Source organism: Acidobacteriota bacterium (genome assembly GCA_033549365.1).
Classification (GTDB): domain Bacteria; phylum Acidobacteriota; class Aminicenantia; order Aminicenantales; family Saccharicenantaceae; genus JAWSUF01.
On sequence record JAWSUF010000014.1, the window covers coordinates 1 to 17,059 of the forward strand.

At 61.6% G+C, this 17,059-nt stretch carries 12 protein-coding genes; 10 read left to right on the forward strand and 2 right to left on the reverse strand.

Annotated features, from left to right (window positions below; translation table 11 throughout):
- Positions 1 to 161 precede the first annotated feature (161 nt).
- The 4 genes from SCM96_13935 to SCM96_13950 all read left to right on the forward strand — a co-directional run bounded on the left by SCM96_13935 (position 162) and on the right by SCM96_13950 (position 7,411).
- Positions 162 to 3,038: a hypothetical protein gene (locus tag SCM96_13935; GenBank protein MDW7761720.1), complete on the forward strand. Its 2,877-nt coding sequence runs from the start codon at positions 162 to 164 to the stop codon at positions 3,036 to 3,038.
- Positions 3,039 to 3,109: 71 nt separating this feature from the next.
- Positions 3,110 to 3,796: a GntR family transcriptional regulator gene (locus SCM96_13940; protein MDW7761721.1), complete on the forward strand. Its 687-nt coding sequence runs from the start codon at positions 3,110 to 3,112 to the stop codon at positions 3,794 to 3,796.
- Positions 3,797 to 4,010: 214 nt separating this feature from the next.
- A complete protein-coding gene (locus tag SCM96_13945; protein ID MDW7761722.1) occupies positions 4,011 to 6,305 on the forward strand; it encodes a DPP IV N-terminal domain-containing protein in 2,295 nt (764 codons plus the stop codon).
- Between the two features lie 20 nt (positions 6,306 to 6,325).
- Positions 6,326 to 7,411 (forward strand): sugar-transfer associated ATP-grasp domain-containing protein, encoded by a 1,086-nt coding sequence (locus SCM96_13950; GenBank protein ID MDW7761723.1) that lies wholly within the window; start codon positions 6,326 to 6,328, stop codon positions 7,409 to 7,411.
- A gap of 15 nt (positions 7,412 to 7,426) precedes the next feature.
- Here the strand turns inward: SCM96_13950 and SCM96_13955 are convergent, their stop codons facing one another.
- Positions 7,427 to 8,467, reverse strand: coding sequence for a DUF362 domain-containing protein (locus SCM96_13955; GenBank protein MDW7761724.1), 1,041 nt, complete (start codon positions 8,465 to 8,467; stop codon positions 7,427 to 7,429).
- A 142-nt stretch (positions 8,468 to 8,609) separates the two neighbouring features.
- Here SCM96_13955 and SCM96_13960 point away from each other — a divergent pair, with 142 nt between their 5' ends.
- The 6 genes from SCM96_13960 (at position 8,610) to SCM96_13985 (ending at position 15,226) form a co-directional block, all read left to right on the forward strand.
- The gene (locus tag SCM96_13960) at positions 8,610 to 10,670 is read left to right on the forward strand and encodes a S9 family peptidase (protein MDW7761725.1); all 2,061 of its coding nucleotides are present in this window, start codon (positions 8,610 to 8,612) and stop codon (positions 10,668 to 10,670) included.
- Between the two features lie 13 nt (positions 10,671 to 10,683).
- Positions 10,684 to 11,889, forward strand: coding sequence for an ATP-dependent 6-phosphofructokinase (locus SCM96_13965; protein MDW7761726.1), 1,206 nt, complete (start codon positions 10,684 to 10,686; stop codon positions 11,887 to 11,889).
- Positions 11,890 to 11,902: 13 nt separating this feature from the next.
- A complete protein-coding gene (pyrE, locus tag SCM96_13970) occupies positions 11,903 to 12,499 on the forward strand; it encodes an orotate phosphoribosyltransferase (GenBank protein ID MDW7761727.1) in 597 nt (198 codons plus the stop codon).
- A 75-nt stretch (positions 12,500 to 12,574) separates the two neighbouring features.
- Positions 12,575 to 14,302 carry an amidohydrolase gene (locus SCM96_13975; GenBank protein MDW7761728.1) on the forward strand — a complete coding sequence of 576 codons (1,728 nt, stop codon included), beginning with the start codon at positions 12,575 to 12,577 and terminating at the stop codon, positions 14,300 to 14,302.
- A gap of 322 nt (positions 14,303 to 14,624) precedes the next feature.
- Positions 14,625 to 14,804, forward strand: coding sequence for a type II toxin-antitoxin system HicA family toxin (locus tag SCM96_13980; protein ID MDW7761729.1), 180 nt, complete (start codon positions 14,625 to 14,627; stop codon positions 14,802 to 14,804).
- Positions 14,801 to 15,226: a helix-turn-helix domain-containing protein gene (locus tag SCM96_13985; protein ID MDW7761730.1), complete on the forward strand. Its 426-nt coding sequence runs from the start codon at positions 14,801 to 14,803 to the stop codon at positions 15,224 to 15,226. The genes SCM96_13980 and SCM96_13985 overlap by 4 nt, the downstream gene beginning before the upstream one ends.
- 160 nt (positions 15,227 to 15,386) lie before the next feature.
- On the opposite strand, the gene SCM96_13990 is transcribed toward SCM96_13985, so the two are convergent.
- Positions 15,387 to 16,955 carry a M20/M25/M40 family metallo-hydrolase gene (locus SCM96_13990; protein MDW7761731.1) on the reverse strand — a complete coding sequence of 523 codons (1,569 nt, stop codon included), beginning with the start codon at positions 16,953 to 16,955 and terminating at the stop codon, positions 15,387 to 15,389.
- Between the last annotated feature and the right edge of the window lie 104 nt (positions 16,956 to 17,059).

Here is a 17,059-nt window from a genome sequence, read left to right on the forward strand (position 1 = left end):
GCCGTTTACACCTTGTGTCTCTCATCTCCAACTACAGGTGGATCGATGCCATCACGTAACTTTGAAACAAGCTCTAAAAATAAATGACAAAGCTTGCAGGCTCGTTTTTTGGGCAGAAAGCGATGTTCTCACGCAAGAAGAAGGAGGCGCGGATGCATGGGATGATACGGAAAGGGGTGTGCGGCGCCGCCGCGGTGATCGTTCTTCTTGTTTCCATGACAGCCGGTCTTTCGTCGGGACTTCTGCATGCCCAGCCGCGGCCCGTTGTTCTCGATAACGGCCTTCTCCGGGCCGAATTCGGGGGAAACGGGTTGACGGAGTTGAGAGACATCGCGACGGACCGGGTGCTGAAGTTTTCGTCAGGGGCGTTTGCCGTTATCCTTGAAGGACGGGAGATCCGCACCGAAAAACTCCGGGCCGTTGAGATGAAGATCCTTCCCGGGAGCGTCACCTATCTCTACGAAGACGGGGACTTCCACATCGAGGTCGTCTACGAGCTCAAGGCCGGATGGAGATTCGTCAGCCGGCATGCCGAACTCGCGCATTCGCCGACTTCGCCCCGGCGGCCGTTCCGCGTGGCCCGGGTCGAAGCCCTGGCCTCGCGCCTTGATCCCGCCCCCTTTCAGGAACTGCCTCTGGCCGACGGCGCTTACGGCCGGCTCCTGAGATATGCGCCCGGACAGGCGGGCGGATCGGGCTGGGGCGCCTTTCTTCTGCTGCAGAACCCTTTTATGGAATGGCGGCAAAACGAGTCCGGAGAAGTTTCGGTCTCTTATACGCCGGATATGGACTGGCAGCATGAATACGGTCCGTTTGTTACGGACCGCCTCTGCATCGGACTTCACGAACTGACCGGAACGGTCTTTCCGGCCCGGGCCGTTCCCGAGTGGAAACCCGCGGCCGATCCGGTGCGCCTCGCGGCCGAGGAGCCCGTGATCGACGCCGCCGAAGTCGAAGCTCTGACGGATTGCGTCCGGTCTTTTCTTCTCCACCGGCCCATGCGGAGCACCCGCGTCCACGTCGGCTGGTGCGGGAATGACTACCAGATCGATGTCGGCACACCCGAAGGCTGGGAGGAATACCGGCGCATCGTCGACCGGGCCTCCGAACTGGGCCTCCGGCATCTTCTCTTCACGCCGCACAACAGCCGCCATGCGTCGTGGGAGGACAACACGGATGCCTGGGGTTGGGAAAATCTTCTCTGGTTCTCGCTCGGACAGAAAATCCGAACAGGCGAATGGGCGCCGGTCCGAAACGACGTCCCCAAAGACATCCGCGACATGATCGCAGAAATGGCGGAAAAGGGAATGGCCCCGCTGGCCTATGTCTATCCCTCGCTCGCCTTTCTCCAGGATCCCGAATGGACGCGCTGGGCCGGAGACAAGCTCGGCGGCTATCGGGGTGCGGACACCGGCGTCCGGAGCTTTCAGGACTGGCTGATCCGCAGGCTTGTCGAATTCCAGCGCCAGACCGGGGCCTCGGGCTTTTCCTTCGATCACTGGTGGATCGCCTATGACGGCGCCTCGAGCCGCTATGCCCAGTGGTTCGGCTGCCGCCGCATCCTGGAATCGCTGCGGAGGGAGATTCCCGATATCGTGATCGACGGCCGCCAGCAATACCACAATTTCGGTCCCTGGACATGGCTGGCCGGGACCTATCCCCATCCCCTGATGACGGACGAACAGCCGGAGAGTTTCACGGCCTTCCCCGACCTTCACACCGACCGGGTCTCGGCCAACCGCCAGCGGTATGCCGCCTGGAGGTTCAGGGTGGAGCGATTCTGCCCGCCCGAGATCATGCCCGGTTTCATCACCCACCAGACGGCAAGGCATGACGCCGAGGGCGTCATGCGGCGCGACGGCTTCCGCCGTAAGGACTGGGATCATCTCGGCTGGAAGTTTTCCCTGCTGTCGTCCATCGGCACAGCCCCGTTCAATCATGTCGTCAATGTCCTCCCGGCCCGGGCCGAAGAGGAGTACCGGGCCTTTTCGGAGGAAGACAAGGCCTGGTTCCGGAAATGGCTGGACTGGACCGACGCCAATGCCGTCTTTCTTCGCCGCCTGCGGCCGATCATCGGTCCGCCCATGATCGGCCGTGTCGACGGCACGGCGGCGATCCGTGAAGACCGGGGGTTCGTGTTTCTCTATAATCCGAACTACGGCCGGATGGAGGCCCGGTTCCGGCTCGACGCCTCGATTGGGCTTGCCCGGGGGACGTGGTTCGTCGTCCGCGAACTGCATCCCTGGGAGGGTCGATTGATCCGCGGTCCGAGCGGAGAGCTTTGGGAGCACGGCGAGGAGTTCGTGATGGAAATGGACGGGACGCAGGCCGCGGTCCTGGAAATCTTTCCCATGCCCGAAGACTACAATGAGCCGCTTCTTTTCGGCTGCCCCGGCGAGGCGGCCGTCAAGAACAGAATTCTGTCGCTGACCGAGGTCAAGGGCGAGCCGGGGACGGAACACGACATCCGGGTGCTTCTTCCGGGCGGCGTGACGATCCGGGGACTTCGGGTCAACGGGAAGACGGTCCCTTTCAAACAGGACGGCCGGAGGGTCGACGCGCGACTGCGCTTTTCCGGCCCGGCCTTCAGCCGGGTTCAAAGAGTCGGGGATCATGATCCCGAATTCGAGGGCGGCACGTTCCGGGCCGTTCTCAAGATCCCCGCCCGCGTTTTCAGCCGGCTCGAGGCCCTGAAAAAGGCCTGGCCGGTCAACTACACCGAGGACGAACTCCGGGCGCCGTGGCTGGCCCCATGGCGGCTGCTGCTTTACGCCCAGACGGCCGAGCCCGACGACGCCCTGGACATTTCGATCACGATCGACGGGCAGGCGATTCCCGTCCTCAAGGCCTACAACAGCATCGACCGGAGAGCGCCGGAGCGGACGTTTCTCGGGCACTACGCCGACATCTCCCATCTCGAGCCCGACAAGGACTACGAAGTGGAAATCGTTGTCCCGTCCCTGGTCCCGGGCCGCTTCCTCGGCCTTTTCCTGGAAAACGTCGAGACGGAATATACGGATAATATTCTTGACATTTGACTCCGGATTTATTATCAAGTATTTAGCCTGACTGAATCACGGGTTGATCGGGAAAGAGAAGGAGATCGATCATGGACCAAAAGCCGGTTTTAAACGTCAAATCTCTGAAATCGCAGGTCTACGAGTACCTCCGGGAGCAGATGCGCCAGGGGGATATTCTGCCCGGGTCGGTGATCGACATGGAGGAGACCTCCCAGAAACTCGGCGTGAGCAAAACGCCGCTCCGCGACGCCCTGCTCCAGCTTGAAATGGAGCATTTCGTGAGCATCCTGCCCCGGCGCAAGGTCGTCGTCAACGTCCTGACCGTCCAGGACATCCGGAACTACTATCAGATCATCGGCGCGCTGGAAAGCACGGCTCTTATGACCGGGTTCGACAAAATCGGGGCGGCCGAAATCGAAGCCATGGCGGAACTGAATGCCGGCATGAAAGAGGCCGTCGAACAAAACGATTTCGATCTCTATTACGAGCGGAACCTCGCCTTTCACAACACCTTTCTCAACCCCTGTGGAAATGCCTATCTCATCGAAATGGTCAATGTCCTGAAAAAGCGGCTCTACGACTTCCCGCGCCAGAAGGGATTCGTCAAGGAATGGGAGGCCGCGTCGGTGGGCGAGCACGCGCGCCTGCTCGAAGCGATTCGCGAGGGGCGCTCCCTTGATGCCGCAAACTTCATCCGCGATGTCCACTGGTCCTTCGAAGTCCAGGAAAAGTTCATCGAGAAGTATTACAATCACATTCCGATCACGGAATCCTGAGCCGCAAAAACCCCCGGCCGGATCGCTCGGAGTGATGCTGTTCATGCCGCGGTCCCGTAAAGCATTTCGACCGGAACAGGCATCCTGAAATCGCCGCGCGGTTGACGGCCCTCTGAATTTGAAAGCGTGCGTCCCGTGGTTTGTCGGGCGTCTATACATGCGGAACCCCCTCGTGATAGATTGTTATCGACAGATTAGATCGGGAGGAACGGACATGACAAGACGAAAATTCGGCTTGGGAAGCCTTGGGGCCGGCCTAATCCTGGCGATGGCCATGATCCCGTGTCTTCGTGCCCTGGATGCTTCGGAAACCGAAGCGCCGCCGCTTTCGCTCGAGAGGATCTTCGCCTCCCGCGAATTCGCCTCCGAGCGGTTCGGTCCGGCCCGCTGGATGAAGGACGGACGATCTTATACAACCCTCGAGGATTCGACGGACGTCGAAGGCGGGAGGGACATCGTCCTCTACCGGACCGGCACGGGCGGTCGCGAAATCCTGATTCCGGCCGCCTCGCTGATACCCTCAGGCGAAGCCAAGCCTCTGGATATTCATGACTACGTCTGGTCGGCCGACAGTCGCCGCCTTCTCGTTATGACCAATTCCCGGCGCGTCTGGCGCCGGAATACGCGAGGCGACTTCTGGGTGCTCGATCGTGAAAGCGGGGCGCTGACGCGGCTGGGACGGGATTTCGAAGAGTCCCGGCTCATGTTCGCCAAATTCTCTCCCGACGGCGGCCGGGCGGCCTATGTCTACAAGAACGATATTTATGAGGAAGAGATTGAAACCGGCCGCATCGTGCGCCTGACCTGGGACGGGTCGGAGGACATCATCAACGGAACGTCGGACTGGGTCAACGAGGAGGAATTCGGCATCCGCGACGGCTTCCGGTGGAGCCCGGACGGAACCCGGATCGCCTTCTGGCGGTTCGATCAGTCCCGGGTCAAAGACTTCCACATGATCAACAACACGGACGATCTCTATCCGCGGATCATCACCTTCAAATACCCCAAGGCCGGCGAGACGAATTCCGCCGTCTTTCTGGGCGTCGTCCCTTCAGGAGGAGGTCCGGCGACCTGGATCCAGGCGCCCGGCGACCGGCGCAACCACTACATCGCCCGGATGGATTGGATGCCCGACGGCCGCGGCGTCGTCTTTCAGTACCTCAACCGGCTCCAGAACACGAACATCCTCATGATCGGAGATGCGGCAACCGGAGATGTCCGGACGGTTTTTGTCGATCGTGACGACGCCTGGGTGGACGTCATGGATGAGTTCCTCTGGGTGAAAAACGGAACCTCGCTTGTCTGGCTGAGCGAGCGGAACGGTTGGCGCCAGGCTTTTCTTGTGCCCCGGACCGGAGGAGAACCCGTGTGTCTCACGCCGGGCGCCTATGACGTCATTTCGCTCTCGGCCGTCGACGACAAGGGCGGCTGGCTGTATTTTATCGCCTCTCCAGAAAATCCGACGCAGCGTTATCTCCACCGCGTCCGCCTCGACGGCCGCGGGAAACTTGAGCGGCTGACTCCGGCCGGGCAGTCCGGCACGCACTCCTATGCCCTCTCGCCGACGGCGGAATGGGCGTTTCACACCTTCACGACGTTCGATGCTCCGCCGGTCGTTTCGCTTGTCAAGCTTCCCGGGCATGAAAACGTCCGTGTCATGGCGGCCAACGCAAAACTCATCGAGGCCGTCCGGTCGCTGAAGCCGGCCTCAACGGAATTTTTCCGCGTGGACATCGGGGACGGCGTACTCCTCGACGGCTGGTCCATCAAGCCTCCCGATTTCGACCCGGCGAAAAAATATCCCCTGTTCATCCACGTCTACGGCGAGCCGGCCGGCCAGACCGTCCTCGATCGCTGGGGAGGCAACAACCGGCTCTGGCACCAGATGCTGGCCGAGCAGGGCTACGTCGTCGTCAGCCTGGACAACCGCGGCACTCCGGCGCCCCGCGGCCGCGAATGGCGGAAGTGCATCTACGGCCAGGTCGGCATTCTTGCCTCGGCCGATCAGGCGGCGGCCCTGCGCGCGCTTCTGAAGACATGGCCGTTTCTCGATTCCGAACGGGTCGGGATTTGGGGCTGGAGCGGCGGGGGCCAGATGACCCTCAATGCCATGTTCCGCTATCCCGAACTCTACAAGACCGGAATCGCCATCGCCTTCGTCAGCCACCAGAAATACTACGACACGATCTACCAGGAGCGGTTCATGGGACTGCCCCGCGACAACCCGGAGGGATACGAACAGGGATCGCCGCTGACCTTCGCCTCCCGGCTCGAAGGGAATCTATTCATCGCCCACGGCACGGCCGACGACAACGTTCACTATCAGGCCTTCGAAGCCCTCGTCAACGAACTCATCGCCCACAACAAGCCGTTCACGATGATGTCCTACCCGAACCGGGCCCACGGCATTTCCGAGGGGCCGAACACGACGCTTCATCTCTATGGTGCGATGACCCGGTTTCTGCTGAAAAACCTTTCTCCAGCCCCCCTGAATCGCGAATTGGAGTAAAGCGGTTGGATAGAGCCGTCATGGCGCATTCCGACCGTTCCCGGGCCGGCCGGGTCGACGACGCGCTGCACCATCTTTACAATTTCATCGAACTGGTCTGGAGAGACCTCCGAACTCCCGCCGGGCTTTCTCCCCGTTTTTGGCTGCGTTCGTGGCGCAAGGGTTTTTGCCGGTTCAGTTTCCAACTCTATGGTCTCGATAGGAAGGCGTCCGATGGATATCTCAGCGATGTCCGGGCCCTGAGAACGCTTTGGATCGACTCCCTGTTCCGGGAGATGATCGACAACAAAGCCGTCTTCCATGCTCTGATGATTTGCCACGGATTTCCCGTTCCCGAATTGCATGGCGTCATCCGCCGCGGCCGGTTTTTCGACTTCGGATCCGGCGCCTCCATGCCGGCTGCCGACATTCCGGTCCGGCTTCTGCCGGATGGCGGCCGGTTGGCGGTGAAACCTTTGCGGGGTCATAGCGGTGCGGGCTTCCTGCGGCTGTCACGCGAGGAAAGCGGTGTGGCGGTCAACGGAACGCTGACCGAGCCGGGTCAATTGGAGGCCCTGCTGGCCGGTCTGAACCTGCAGGTTGTCACAGGGTTTGTGGTTCAGGGACGATACGGCTCCGGGCTGTTCCCGGATACCACCAACACCCTGCGCATCGTGACTCTGATCGATCCGGATACCCACGAGCCCTTCATCGCCCGCGCGGTTCAGCGTATCGGCAACTCCCGTTCTTTCCCTGTCGACAATTTTAATCTCAGACGAGCGGGATTATGCGCCCCGGTGGATCTTGACTCCGGCCGGCTTGGACCCGGAGTCACTGTCGGAAAACGCTGTCAGGTCATCCGGCACGACCGCCATCCCGAGACCGGGGGAGACATTGCCGGTGTCGAGATTCCGAATTGGCCGGACATCCGCCGCGGCATTCTTGATTGCGCCCGGCGCTTCGCCTTTGTTCCCTGCTTTGCCTGGGACATCGCGGTCACCGAGCCCGGATTCACAATCATCGAGGGCAATTCCTCAACGGGGGTCATATTTCTCCAAATGCACGGACCCCTCCTGGCCGACCCCCGGGTCCGCCGATTCTATACCTATCACCGCATTGTGCGCTGAAGCGCCGGGCTGTTTTCAGGCTTTCAGGATCGCTTCGATAGCGCCGGCGTATTCCGCGCTTTCGTCGTCGGCCGTGATGATCTCGATTGCGGCGGCCGAACCCGCCCCGAGGCCGAGTTCGGCCGCCCGGGCGATCTGCTCTTGGGCGAAGATCGGCGTCTCCATGACGGCCTTGTTGCTGCCGAGATGTCTCAGAACGGCAAGCCCCGCGGCGTCCACGGCCACCCGGTCCGTTCCCGCCAGAAACACGTTCGCTGTCCGGAGTTCGCCTTTCATGGGTCCGCCGTCGACGAAGACCTCAACGCCGTCCAGGACGACAAGCGCCGGCGTGTAGGCCCAGTTGATTTCCGCGATCATTTTTCTCATGTCGGGCGAGCCGTGAAGCTCTCTCATGTAACCGTGGCCTTTTCGGGGGACGACCCCGACGGAGTTTTTAAGGGCCATGGTGAAGACACCGCCGAACTGGTGGGTTTTGAGACAACAGGTCGAGATGACGCATTCGGTTTCGACGACAGGCCGGGCGACGAGAAAACCGTCCTTCCAGTGGGAGCCGGGCGGGTCGAAACGGACGTAGCCGTCTTCGCCGAGCTCGTCCAGATTGATGACCTCGGCGTCGAACCCGGCGGCCAGTTCGTGAATGCCCAGTTTCGCCAGGACCTCCTCGGTCGGTTCGGGGCCGCTGCGGTCGCCGACGGCCAGGCTTTTCGGGCCCATGTCCCTGACGGCGGCCAGCAGTTCGTGCAGCGTGTCGTTGTGTGTGGATCCGGGTGTCGGGTCGGATGTGTTGAAGTTCGGCTTGACGAGAACCGATTTGCCCTTTCCGGGATTGAGACCCAGAATCTCCAGGGATTTTCGGACGCCGGCTTTCCGGTCGGATGTCTTGACCAGAACGACCCGGGATTTCCCGGTTGCCGTTGCGGCTGTGGGTTTCGGGACGGGCGGTTGCATGGCCCCGTGTCCGCCTCCGGCGAGCCCGGCCGCCGCGCCGCAGAGTGCCAGGCCTCCCCCGGCCGCCAGAAATCCCCGCCGGGTCATGGTTTTCGATCGATGTGTCATGATTCCCTCTCCTCGAACCAAGAATACAGGCCCGGGCGGTCCGAGTCAAACCGTTCGTTTTGCCGCGGCCTCCGGATTCCTTTATAATAAGCGCAGAAAATTTTGGAAATGCGCCGGAGCGTTTCCGTCAAGGAGAAAGCGAATGACCCGGATCCACCCGATTTGTCGAGTCCTGTGCCTGACGATGCTCGTCGCATTCCTGTTGGGCCCCGCCCTGTCCGCCGCCGCGGAGACGCCGCGCCGTCCCATGACCGCCGACGATGCCCTGAACATGGTTGATGTCGGCCTCGGACTCATTTCCCCCGACGGGACCTGGGTTCTTTACTCCGAGTCCGTCCTGGACTGGGAGAAAAACAAGCGCGAAACCAAGATCTACCGTGTTCCCGCATCCGGTGGAAAGCCCATACAATACATCGGCAAGGACGGCGGCGACTCCTTCCGTTTTTCGCCCGACGGACAATACCTGGCCTTCAAGCGGGCCGTTGATAAAATCAGCCAGATCTTTCTCATGCCCACGGCGGGAGGCGAGGCGGTCCAGCTCACGGAACAGAAAACAAGCATCGGGCTCTTCAAGTGGGCCCCGGATTCGAAAAAAATCTATTTCATCGCGCCCGAAGCCCGGGACAAGGATGAGGAGAAGGAATACAAGGCCGGAGATGACGCCTTTTTCGTCGATGAAGGGCCCCACGGCCAGGAAGAGGGTCAATGGCGGAATCTCTGGGTCATGGATCTTGAAACACGGAAGGGAATGAAGATCACGGACGAAAACATCCTGATCGGGGATTTCGATGTCTCACCCGACGGCGGCCGCATCCTGTTCACCGCCCGATTCACGAACCGGCGGAACGACGGGGGGAAAAACGAAATCTTTCTCTATGACCTGGCTGCCAAGACACGGACGCAGCTCACCGAAAACGAGGCTCCCGAATCCGCCCTCGCCTGGGCCCCGGACGGCAAGACCTTCGCATTTCTGGCCTCCGATCTCGAAGTTTGGCTCAACCGGGATTCGAAGATCTACCTGATGGATCCGAACACCAAGGAGGCGCGTCTTCTCTCCGCCGATTTTGAAGGTGCGGTCCGCGGGATCGAATGGACGCCTGACGGCCGCGGCATTCTTTTCAACGCTCAGGTGCGGACGAACACGAATCTCTACCGCCTGGACGTTGAAACCGGCGCCGTCGAGGCCCTGACTTCGGTCGAGGGATCGCTCAGCGGCGTGAGTTTTTCGGCCGACAAATCCAAAGCGGCTTATCTCTTTTCCGACTTCAGGACGCCGCAAGACGTCTATGTCACGGCGATCGACCGGTTCGAACCCGTCCGCCTGACCGACGCCAATCCCTGGGTCGCCCGGGATCTTCTCCTGGCCGACATGAAAGTCGTATCCTGGAAAAGCAAGAGGGATATGGAGATCGAAGGCCTTCTCCACACGCCTCCGGCCAAGGCCATCGCCGGGCGCTTGCCTCTCATCCTCAACATCCACGGCGGGCCGGCCGGAGTCTTCACGAACTCTTTCCGGGCCTCCTATCACATTTATGCCGGACTCGGCTATGCGTCCCTTTCGCCCAATGTCCGTGGCTCCACGGGTTACGGCGACGACCTCCGCGAAGGCAACACGGTCGGGAAGGACGACGCCATCGGACTCGGCGACTACGAGGATCTCATGACGGGCGTCGATCATATCCTCTCTCTGGGGATTGCCGATCCCGACAAATTGGCCGTCAGGGGATGGAGCTACGGCGGCATTCTCGGCGGCTGGACGATCACCCGCACGGACCGTTTCAAAGCCGCGTCATTGGGCGCCGGGGTTTATGACTGGTCCTCCGAGTACGGCATCGGCTTCAACCACGACGTCCGGCTCTGGCACATCGGCGGGACGCCCTGGGACAATTCCGAAGATTACCGGAACCTGTCCGCTTACACGCATGTCACCAACATCACGACGCCGACGATTCTTTTTCACGGCCGGAACGACACAACCTGCACGGAAGCGCAGAGCATGCTTTTCTTTACGGCGCTCAAGGACATCGACAAGGCCCCGGTGCGCTATCTCCGCGTGCCGCGGGCCGGCCACGGCTTCCGCGAACCCCGCCACCAGCGCCGCCGCGACATCGAAGAGATCGCCTGGATGCAGAAACACGTTCTCGGCAAGGACTGGAAGCCCTGGGACCGGCCGAAAGAAAAGAAGGACGAGGACGAATCCTGAAGCGGAGTCGAACATGGCGCACAAAAAGAAAATCAAAGGCCGGATCGGCATTCTCACGGGAGGCGGCGATGTGCCGGGCCTCAACCCGGCCATCCGGGCCGTCACCCTCCGGGCCATTTATGAAGGCTACGAGGTCGTCGGCTTCCGCCGCGGCTGGGCCGGACTGGTCGAAATGTCGCGCGACGGAGACGAGGCGGATGCCGAGCATTTCACCCGGCTGACGGTCGACATCGTCAATCGGATCGGCCGCACGGGAGGCACGTTTCTCCACACATCGCGGACGCGCCCGTCCCATGTCCCGGCCATCAACGTTCCCGACCATCTCAGGAATGTCTACAGCGGAGAGACCAGCGACCTGACGCCGGAAGTTCTCAGGAACCTCGACCACCTGGGCATCGATTATCTCATCCCGATCGGCGGCGACGACACCCTGAGCTACGGCGTCCGTCTCCACAAGGAAGGCGTGAAGGTCATCGCCATTCCCAAGACCATGGACAATGACGTTCCCGGCACGGACTACTGTATCGGATTCAGCACCTGTGTGACCCGCACGATCTCCCTGACCCATGCCCTGAGGACGACGGCCGGTTCCCACGAGCGGTTTCTGGTCATCGAAGTTTTCGGGCGCTATGCCGGCTTCACGGCCATCCTCCCGACCATGGCCGGGGCGGCCAATCGCTGTCTCATTCCTGAAAGTCCGTTCGACATGGAACGGCTCTGCGAACTCCTGACGGCTGACCGGGCCACGAATCCCAGCAACTACTCCGTCGTCATCGTCTCCGAGGGCGCCAAGCTCAGCGGCGAAGACATGGTCTTTGCCAGCGAGGAAAAGGACATGTACGGCCACAAGAAGCTCGGCGGAATCGGCGACCGGATCGCCGTCGGACTCAAGGACTGTTCGCCGCAATACAACTCCGGGCGCCGGATCAACGTCATCAACCAGCGCCTGAGCTACCTTGTCCGATGCGGCGATCCCGACGCGGTGGACTCCATCGTGCCCATGGCTTTCGGCAATCTGGCCCTCGACCTTATCCTGGAAAAGAAATCGGGGCGGATGGTCGGGCTCCACAACGGCATTTACGACGATGTGCCGATCGATGTTGTCACCAGCATGAAAAAGGTCGTCGACGTCGAAAAATACTACAACCGCGAGAGGTTGCGGCCGCTCTACAAGAGCTTCGACAGCAAGCCCTTCTTTATTTTTTCCGGGGATTTCTGAACGGAGAATAACGATGTTCGAAAAAACCGATAACGAGATCCTGCAGCTTTTCCGAGAAAGCGACGCTCTTCTCCGGGGGCATTTCCTGTTGACCTCGGGCAAGCATTCCGAGTGGTACTTCGAGAAAATCCGCCTCATCGAGAACCCCGCCGTTCTGGACAAAATCGTCGACCGGCTGGCCGAAAAAATCCGGAAGGACGGAGGGGACTTCGATGTTGTCGTTTCCCCGGCCTACGGAGCGATCGCCATCGGTTTCCTGGCCGCGCTCAAGCTGGGCAAGAGATTCGCCTTTACCCAGCGGGCCGAAGGGGCCATGGACTTCCGGTCGGGCTTCGCCGGCATCGACGGCGCCCGGGTCGTTGTCGTCGAGGATATCATGACGACCGGCGGTTCGATCCGCGAAGTCGTCGCCGCTCTCGAAAAAAGACAAGCCGCCGTCGAAGGCATCTATGTTCTGGTCGACCGCACGGGCGGCGAAGCCAATGTCGACGGCCGGCCCGTTCGCGGGCTTCTCTCTCTCAAAGTCGAGGCTTTCGAAGCCGCGGAATGCCCGCTCTGCCGGTCCGGTGTTTCCCTTGTGAAACCGGGCGCGTCGGACAAGAAACCCTGACCCGCCGCATTGACGGCGAATCAGGGGTGGTATAAAGTTATTCACGGCATTCGCCTGAGAGAAAGGAGAAGCATCATGTCCCGGAAACGCATTCATCTTTTCATCGCCGGTCTTGCGGCCGCCGTTCTGGCTTTCGGCTTTGCCGCCTGCGCGCCGAAACCTGAGCCGGCCGATCTGATCCTGATCAACGGCAAAATCGTCACCGTCGATCCGGCCCAACCCGAAGCCGAAGCCCTGGCCGCGCGCGGCGGCGTCGTCGCCGCCGTCGGGACGACGAAGGAGATTCTGAGATACGCGGGTCCGGACACGAAGACCCTCGACCTCGAAGGCCGCCTGGCCATCCCCGGCTTCATCGACTCCCACGCCCATTTCACGAGCATCGGCCAGTCCAAGCTCTCCCTGGATCTGACCGTTGCGGAAAGCTGGGAGGACATCACGGCCATGGTCGCCGAGGCTGTCAAGACAGCCAAACCCGGCGACTGGATCATGGGCCGAGGCTGGCATCAGGAGAAATGGGACCGGGTTCCGGAACCCAACGTCGACGGCATGCCGTATCACACCGAGTTGAGCCGCGTCTCGCCGGACAATCCGGTCATGCTGACCCATGCCAGCGGCCACTCCTGCCTGGCCAACGCCAAGGCCATGGAACTTTCGGGGATTACGGCCCGCACGCCCGACCCGCCCGGCGGCGAAATCACCCGGGACGCCAAGGGGGTCGCGATCGGCGCATTTCTGGAGACGGCCCAGGGCCTCTTGCGCGGCGCCTATTACACATCGATCGACGGCCGGTCGGTTGACGAAAAGGAAGCCGAGCGGCACAGAATCGTCGAACTGGCCGCTCAGGAGTGCCTGTCCAAGGGCATCACCAGCCTCCACGACGCCGGGGCGTCCTTCTCGACCATCGACCTCTTCAAGGAATTCGCGGACAAGGGGCGGCTCGGCGTCCGGCTCTATGTCATGGTCAACGAGCGGAATCCGCGCCTCAAGGAAAAACTGGCCGCCTACCGCATGATCGGCTACGGCGACAACCACCTGACCGTGCGCAGCATCAAGCGCCTGATCGACGGCGCGCTCGGGCCGCACGGCGCCTGGCTTCTCGAACCCTACGACAGCCTGCCGACGAGCGTCGGACTCAACACCGAACCCGTCGACGCCCTGACGGCGACGGCCGCGATCGCCCTGGCCGAAGGTTTTCAGCTCTGTGTTCACGCCATCGGCGACCGGGCCAACCGGGAGACCCTGGACATCTACGAGGCGGCGTTCCGCGGCGTTCCCGAAACCGGCGACTTGCGCTGGCGGATCGAACATGCCCAGCACCTCCATCCCGACGACATCCCGCGTTTCGACGCCATGGGTGTCATTCCGGCCATGCAGGGCATTCACTGCACGTCGGATGCTCCCTGGGTTTTCCGGCGCCTGGGTTCGAAACGGGCCGAAGAGGGCGCCTATGTCTGGCGGAAACTCATGGATACCGGCGCCGTCATCAGCAACGGCACCGACGCCCCCGTCGAAAACGTCGATCCCATTCCGTCCTTTTATGCCACGGTCACCCGGAAGATGAAGGACGGCCAGGCGTTTTTCCCGGATCAGAAGATGACTCGGGAAGAGGCCCTGCGCTCCTACACCCTGAACGGCGCTTACGCCGCCTTCGAGGAGGACATCAAGGGCTCGCTCGTGCCGGGCAAGCTGGCCGACATCACGGTGCTGTCCAAAGACATCATGACCGTTCCCGAGGACGAAATTCTGAACGCCGAAGTTCTCTATACGATCGTCGGCGGAAAGATCCTCTACAAGAAGAACTGAGACCGGCTCTCCGCGGGCAGAGGGCTTCCTGAGGCGGGTTCGCCGTAGCCCGCGAACCCCATGCCCTGAACCCCGGATCCCGTTGTTTGACCAGGGCCTTCTTGATGGCGCCGTTGCCGCCCAGCGCGCCGCAAATCAACAACAGCTTCGAAAAGCAGGAGCCTTTCGTCCCCGGCGTCTTCCACATTGACGCCATCGGCGCCCGGACATCGACGGGGCGTGTGACCGCCCGGATCGACGGATCGAAGGCCCGTACGGCCTTGGACCACAAGGGTGGTCTCTGCGTTCTTGACAATTACACATATATGTGTATATTGGACGTATGAAGCGCCGCGAGCTTGAAAGACGGCTGAGGATGCTCGACTGGCGGATCGTACGCCATGGCCGGCGCCATGATATCTGGACACGTGGAGAGCGCGAAATCGCCGTTCCGCGTCACCCCGAGATCAATGAGTATACAGCCCGAGCCATCCTGCGGTCGGTCAAAGGAGAAAAGCCATGAGATTTGCCGGCAGAGTTTTCAAGAAGGGGAATACCTGGGCGGTCGAGGTCCCCATCCTCGACATTGTTACGCAGGGCAAAACAAAAAAGGACGCTTATGTGATGATCGCTGACGCTATTGAGTCCCTTGTCAACAAGAAGGGGTTCAGAGTCCGTGTCTTCAAAACGGAAGGGAATGAATTCGAGGTCGGGGCATCGGATCAAGGTGCCCTGACGGCCTTGCTTCTCCGGCGCGCTCGACAAAAAGCCGGCTTAAGTTTGGAGGAAGTCGCCGCTCGGCTGGGCGCGAAGTCTCCGAACAGCTATGCCAGGTATGAGCAGGGAAGGTCGGTGCCGAGTGTGGGAAAATTCACAGAGCTGTTCTCGGCGGTCGCAAAAAACAGGGAATTCGTCATCATGGAGAGCCGCGCTCGATATGGCTAGCGGCTTTCTTACGCCAACACCCCTTTGGATCCCCTGGACGCCTGTCCTGATGGCGGCCGTCGGTCGCCGAAGAACGCCTTCCGTGTCGTCGTCACCCTTGTCCGGAAACCCGAATCGGCGACGGAGCCGGCGGGCGGCGCTCCGGCCCGATGGCCGCGGACTAGAACAGTCCCTGCGGCCGCGCGTTGGGGTCGAAATGCTTGCGCGGCATCTTCTCGTCCCGCATCGCCGCATTGTAGACGAAGGCGGCCATCACGGTCGCCGCCTGGATCAGGTCCGCCCGGTTGACGTGGTCGTAGACGTCCATGTTGGCGTGATGGGTCCGGGTGTCGTATTCGATTTCGTCCTGGATGAACTGGAATCCCGGCAGGCCCACCGCCTCGAATGAAAGGTGGTCGGTGCCGCCCGTGTTGCGGAGGGCGACGGTCGTCGCGCCCAGGTCGCGGAGCGGCTTGAGCCAGTCCTCGAAAATGACGGCCGCCTCGAGATTGTTCTGGGCGTAGATGCCGCGGATCCTGCCGCCGCCGTTGTCGTAGTTGAAATAAACCGAAAGCCTGTCGTACTCGGGCTTCTTCTCCTTCTTGGCGCGGTCGTAGAAGTGGGCCTTGACGTACTCGCGCGACCCGAACAGTCCCTGCTCCTCCGCGTCCCAGAGGGCGACCCGGATCGTCCGGCGGGGCTGGACGCCGAGCGCCTTCAGGATGCGGACGGCCTCCATGGCCACCGCGCAGCCCGCGCCGTTGTCGGTGGCGCCGGTGCCGGTATGCCAAGTGTCGAAATGTCCGCCGAGCATGACGATTTCGTTCTTGAGCTTCTTGTCGACGCCAGGGATCTCGGCGATGATGTTCCGTCCGGTGAGGTCGTCGTCGAAGAACCGGGCCTGGACCTCGATCTCGAGCTCGACCGGGACATTCTTCCGGATGATGCGGACGATCCGGTTGTAGTGCTCGGGCGCGACGACGAGCTGAGGCGACGTCAGGGCGGCCCCCTTCATATGGGATCCGCCGCCCGCGACGAAGACCGTCCCGTCCCGGCCTTTGCCGGGCTCGAGGAGGACGGCTGCGCCCTCGTCCTTGAAGAATTTGGCGATCGCCGTCTGGAGCTGCTGGCGGGCCGTGATCTCCTGGAGCGTGGGCATCGACGGAGACAGGGCGCGCGGCTCGGGGGCGAGGCTGAGCTTGGCCAGTTCCTCTTCGGTATGCCGGTCGGCGTGGGGGTCGAACGAGATCGTCAGCGGCTGCTCGCCCCGGGTCAGAACGATTGCGCCCCTGACTTGGCCCTTGAACTTCTCGAGATCCTTGGCCGTCTTGATGTCGACCAGGATCGGAGCGCCCTTAATGACGCCCTCGGTGCCGGGCGTCCAGGCCTTGGGGTAGGCGATCATCGGCATATACTGGGGCGAGGTCATTGCGGCGTAGACCTTCTGCATCTCCCAACCGCGGCCGAAGGTCCCCCAGGGCTCCGTTTTGGCGTCGACGAGCCCGAGCTCGGTGAGCGCGGCGATAACCCATTCCGCGGCCTTGTGGTACTGCGGAGAGTTGGAGAGGCGCGGGCCGTGGACGTCGGAGAGCCAGCTCAGGGTGTCCATGACCTTGGAATGATCGAGCCCTTCCTGGCGAATGCGCTGAAGCATCCGGAGGTCGAGCTTCTCCTGGGCGGCCAACCCGAACGATAAAGCCAAAATCAGCGGCAGCGTGACGAGAACATGCTTTTGTGGTGATCGATTCAAATCAACCTCCTTAAGCCGAACTATAGCACCCCGCTTTTTTTTGTGCAATCGGCTGCGGCTCCGGCCCTGCACCAACGCCCGCCGGAACATGATCCGCTAGTCGA

Bases quoted from the DNA above. Each gene is read 5' to 3' on its own strand.
- SCM96_13945 (MDW7761722.1), top strand. From the start codon at position 4,011: ATGACAAGACGAAAATTCGGCTTGGGAAGCCTTGGGGCCGGCCTAATC.
- SCM96_13965 (MDW7761726.1), top strand. From the start codon at position 10,684: ATGGCGCACAAAAAGAAAATCAAAGGCCGGATCGGCATTCTCACGGGA.
- SCM96_13950 (MDW7761723.1), top strand. From the start codon at position 6,326: ATGGCGCATTCCGACCGTTCCCGGGCCGGCCGGGTCGACGACGCGCTG.
- SCM96_13935 (MDW7761720.1), top strand. From the start codon at position 162: ATGATACGGAAAGGGGTGTGCGGCGCCGCCGCGGTGATCGTTCTTCTT.
- SCM96_13980 (MDW7761729.1), top strand. From the start codon at position 14,625: ATGAAGCGCCGCGAGCTTGAAAGACGGCTGAGGATGCTCGACTGGCGG.
- SCM96_13940 (MDW7761721.1), top strand. From the start codon at position 3,110: ATGGACCAAAAGCCGGTTTTAAACGTCAAATCTCTGAAATCGCAGGTC.
- SCM96_13955 (MDW7761724.1), bottom strand. From the start codon at position 8,467: ATGACACATCGATCGAAAACCATGACCCGGCGGGGATTTCTGGCGGCC.
- SCM96_13960 (MDW7761725.1), top strand. From the start codon at position 8,610: ATGACCCGGATCCACCCGATTTGTCGAGTCCTGTGCCTGACGATGCTC.
- pyrE (MDW7761727.1), top strand. From the start codon at position 11,903: ATGTTCGAAAAAACCGATAACGAGATCCTGCAGCTTTTCCGAGAAAGC.
- SCM96_13975 (MDW7761728.1), top strand. From the start codon at position 12,575: ATGTCCCGGAAACGCATTCATCTTTTCATCGCCGGTCTTGCGGCCGCC.
- SCM96_13985 (MDW7761730.1), top strand. From the start codon at position 14,801: ATGAGATTTGCCGGCAGAGTTTTCAAGAAGGGGAATACCTGGGCGGTC.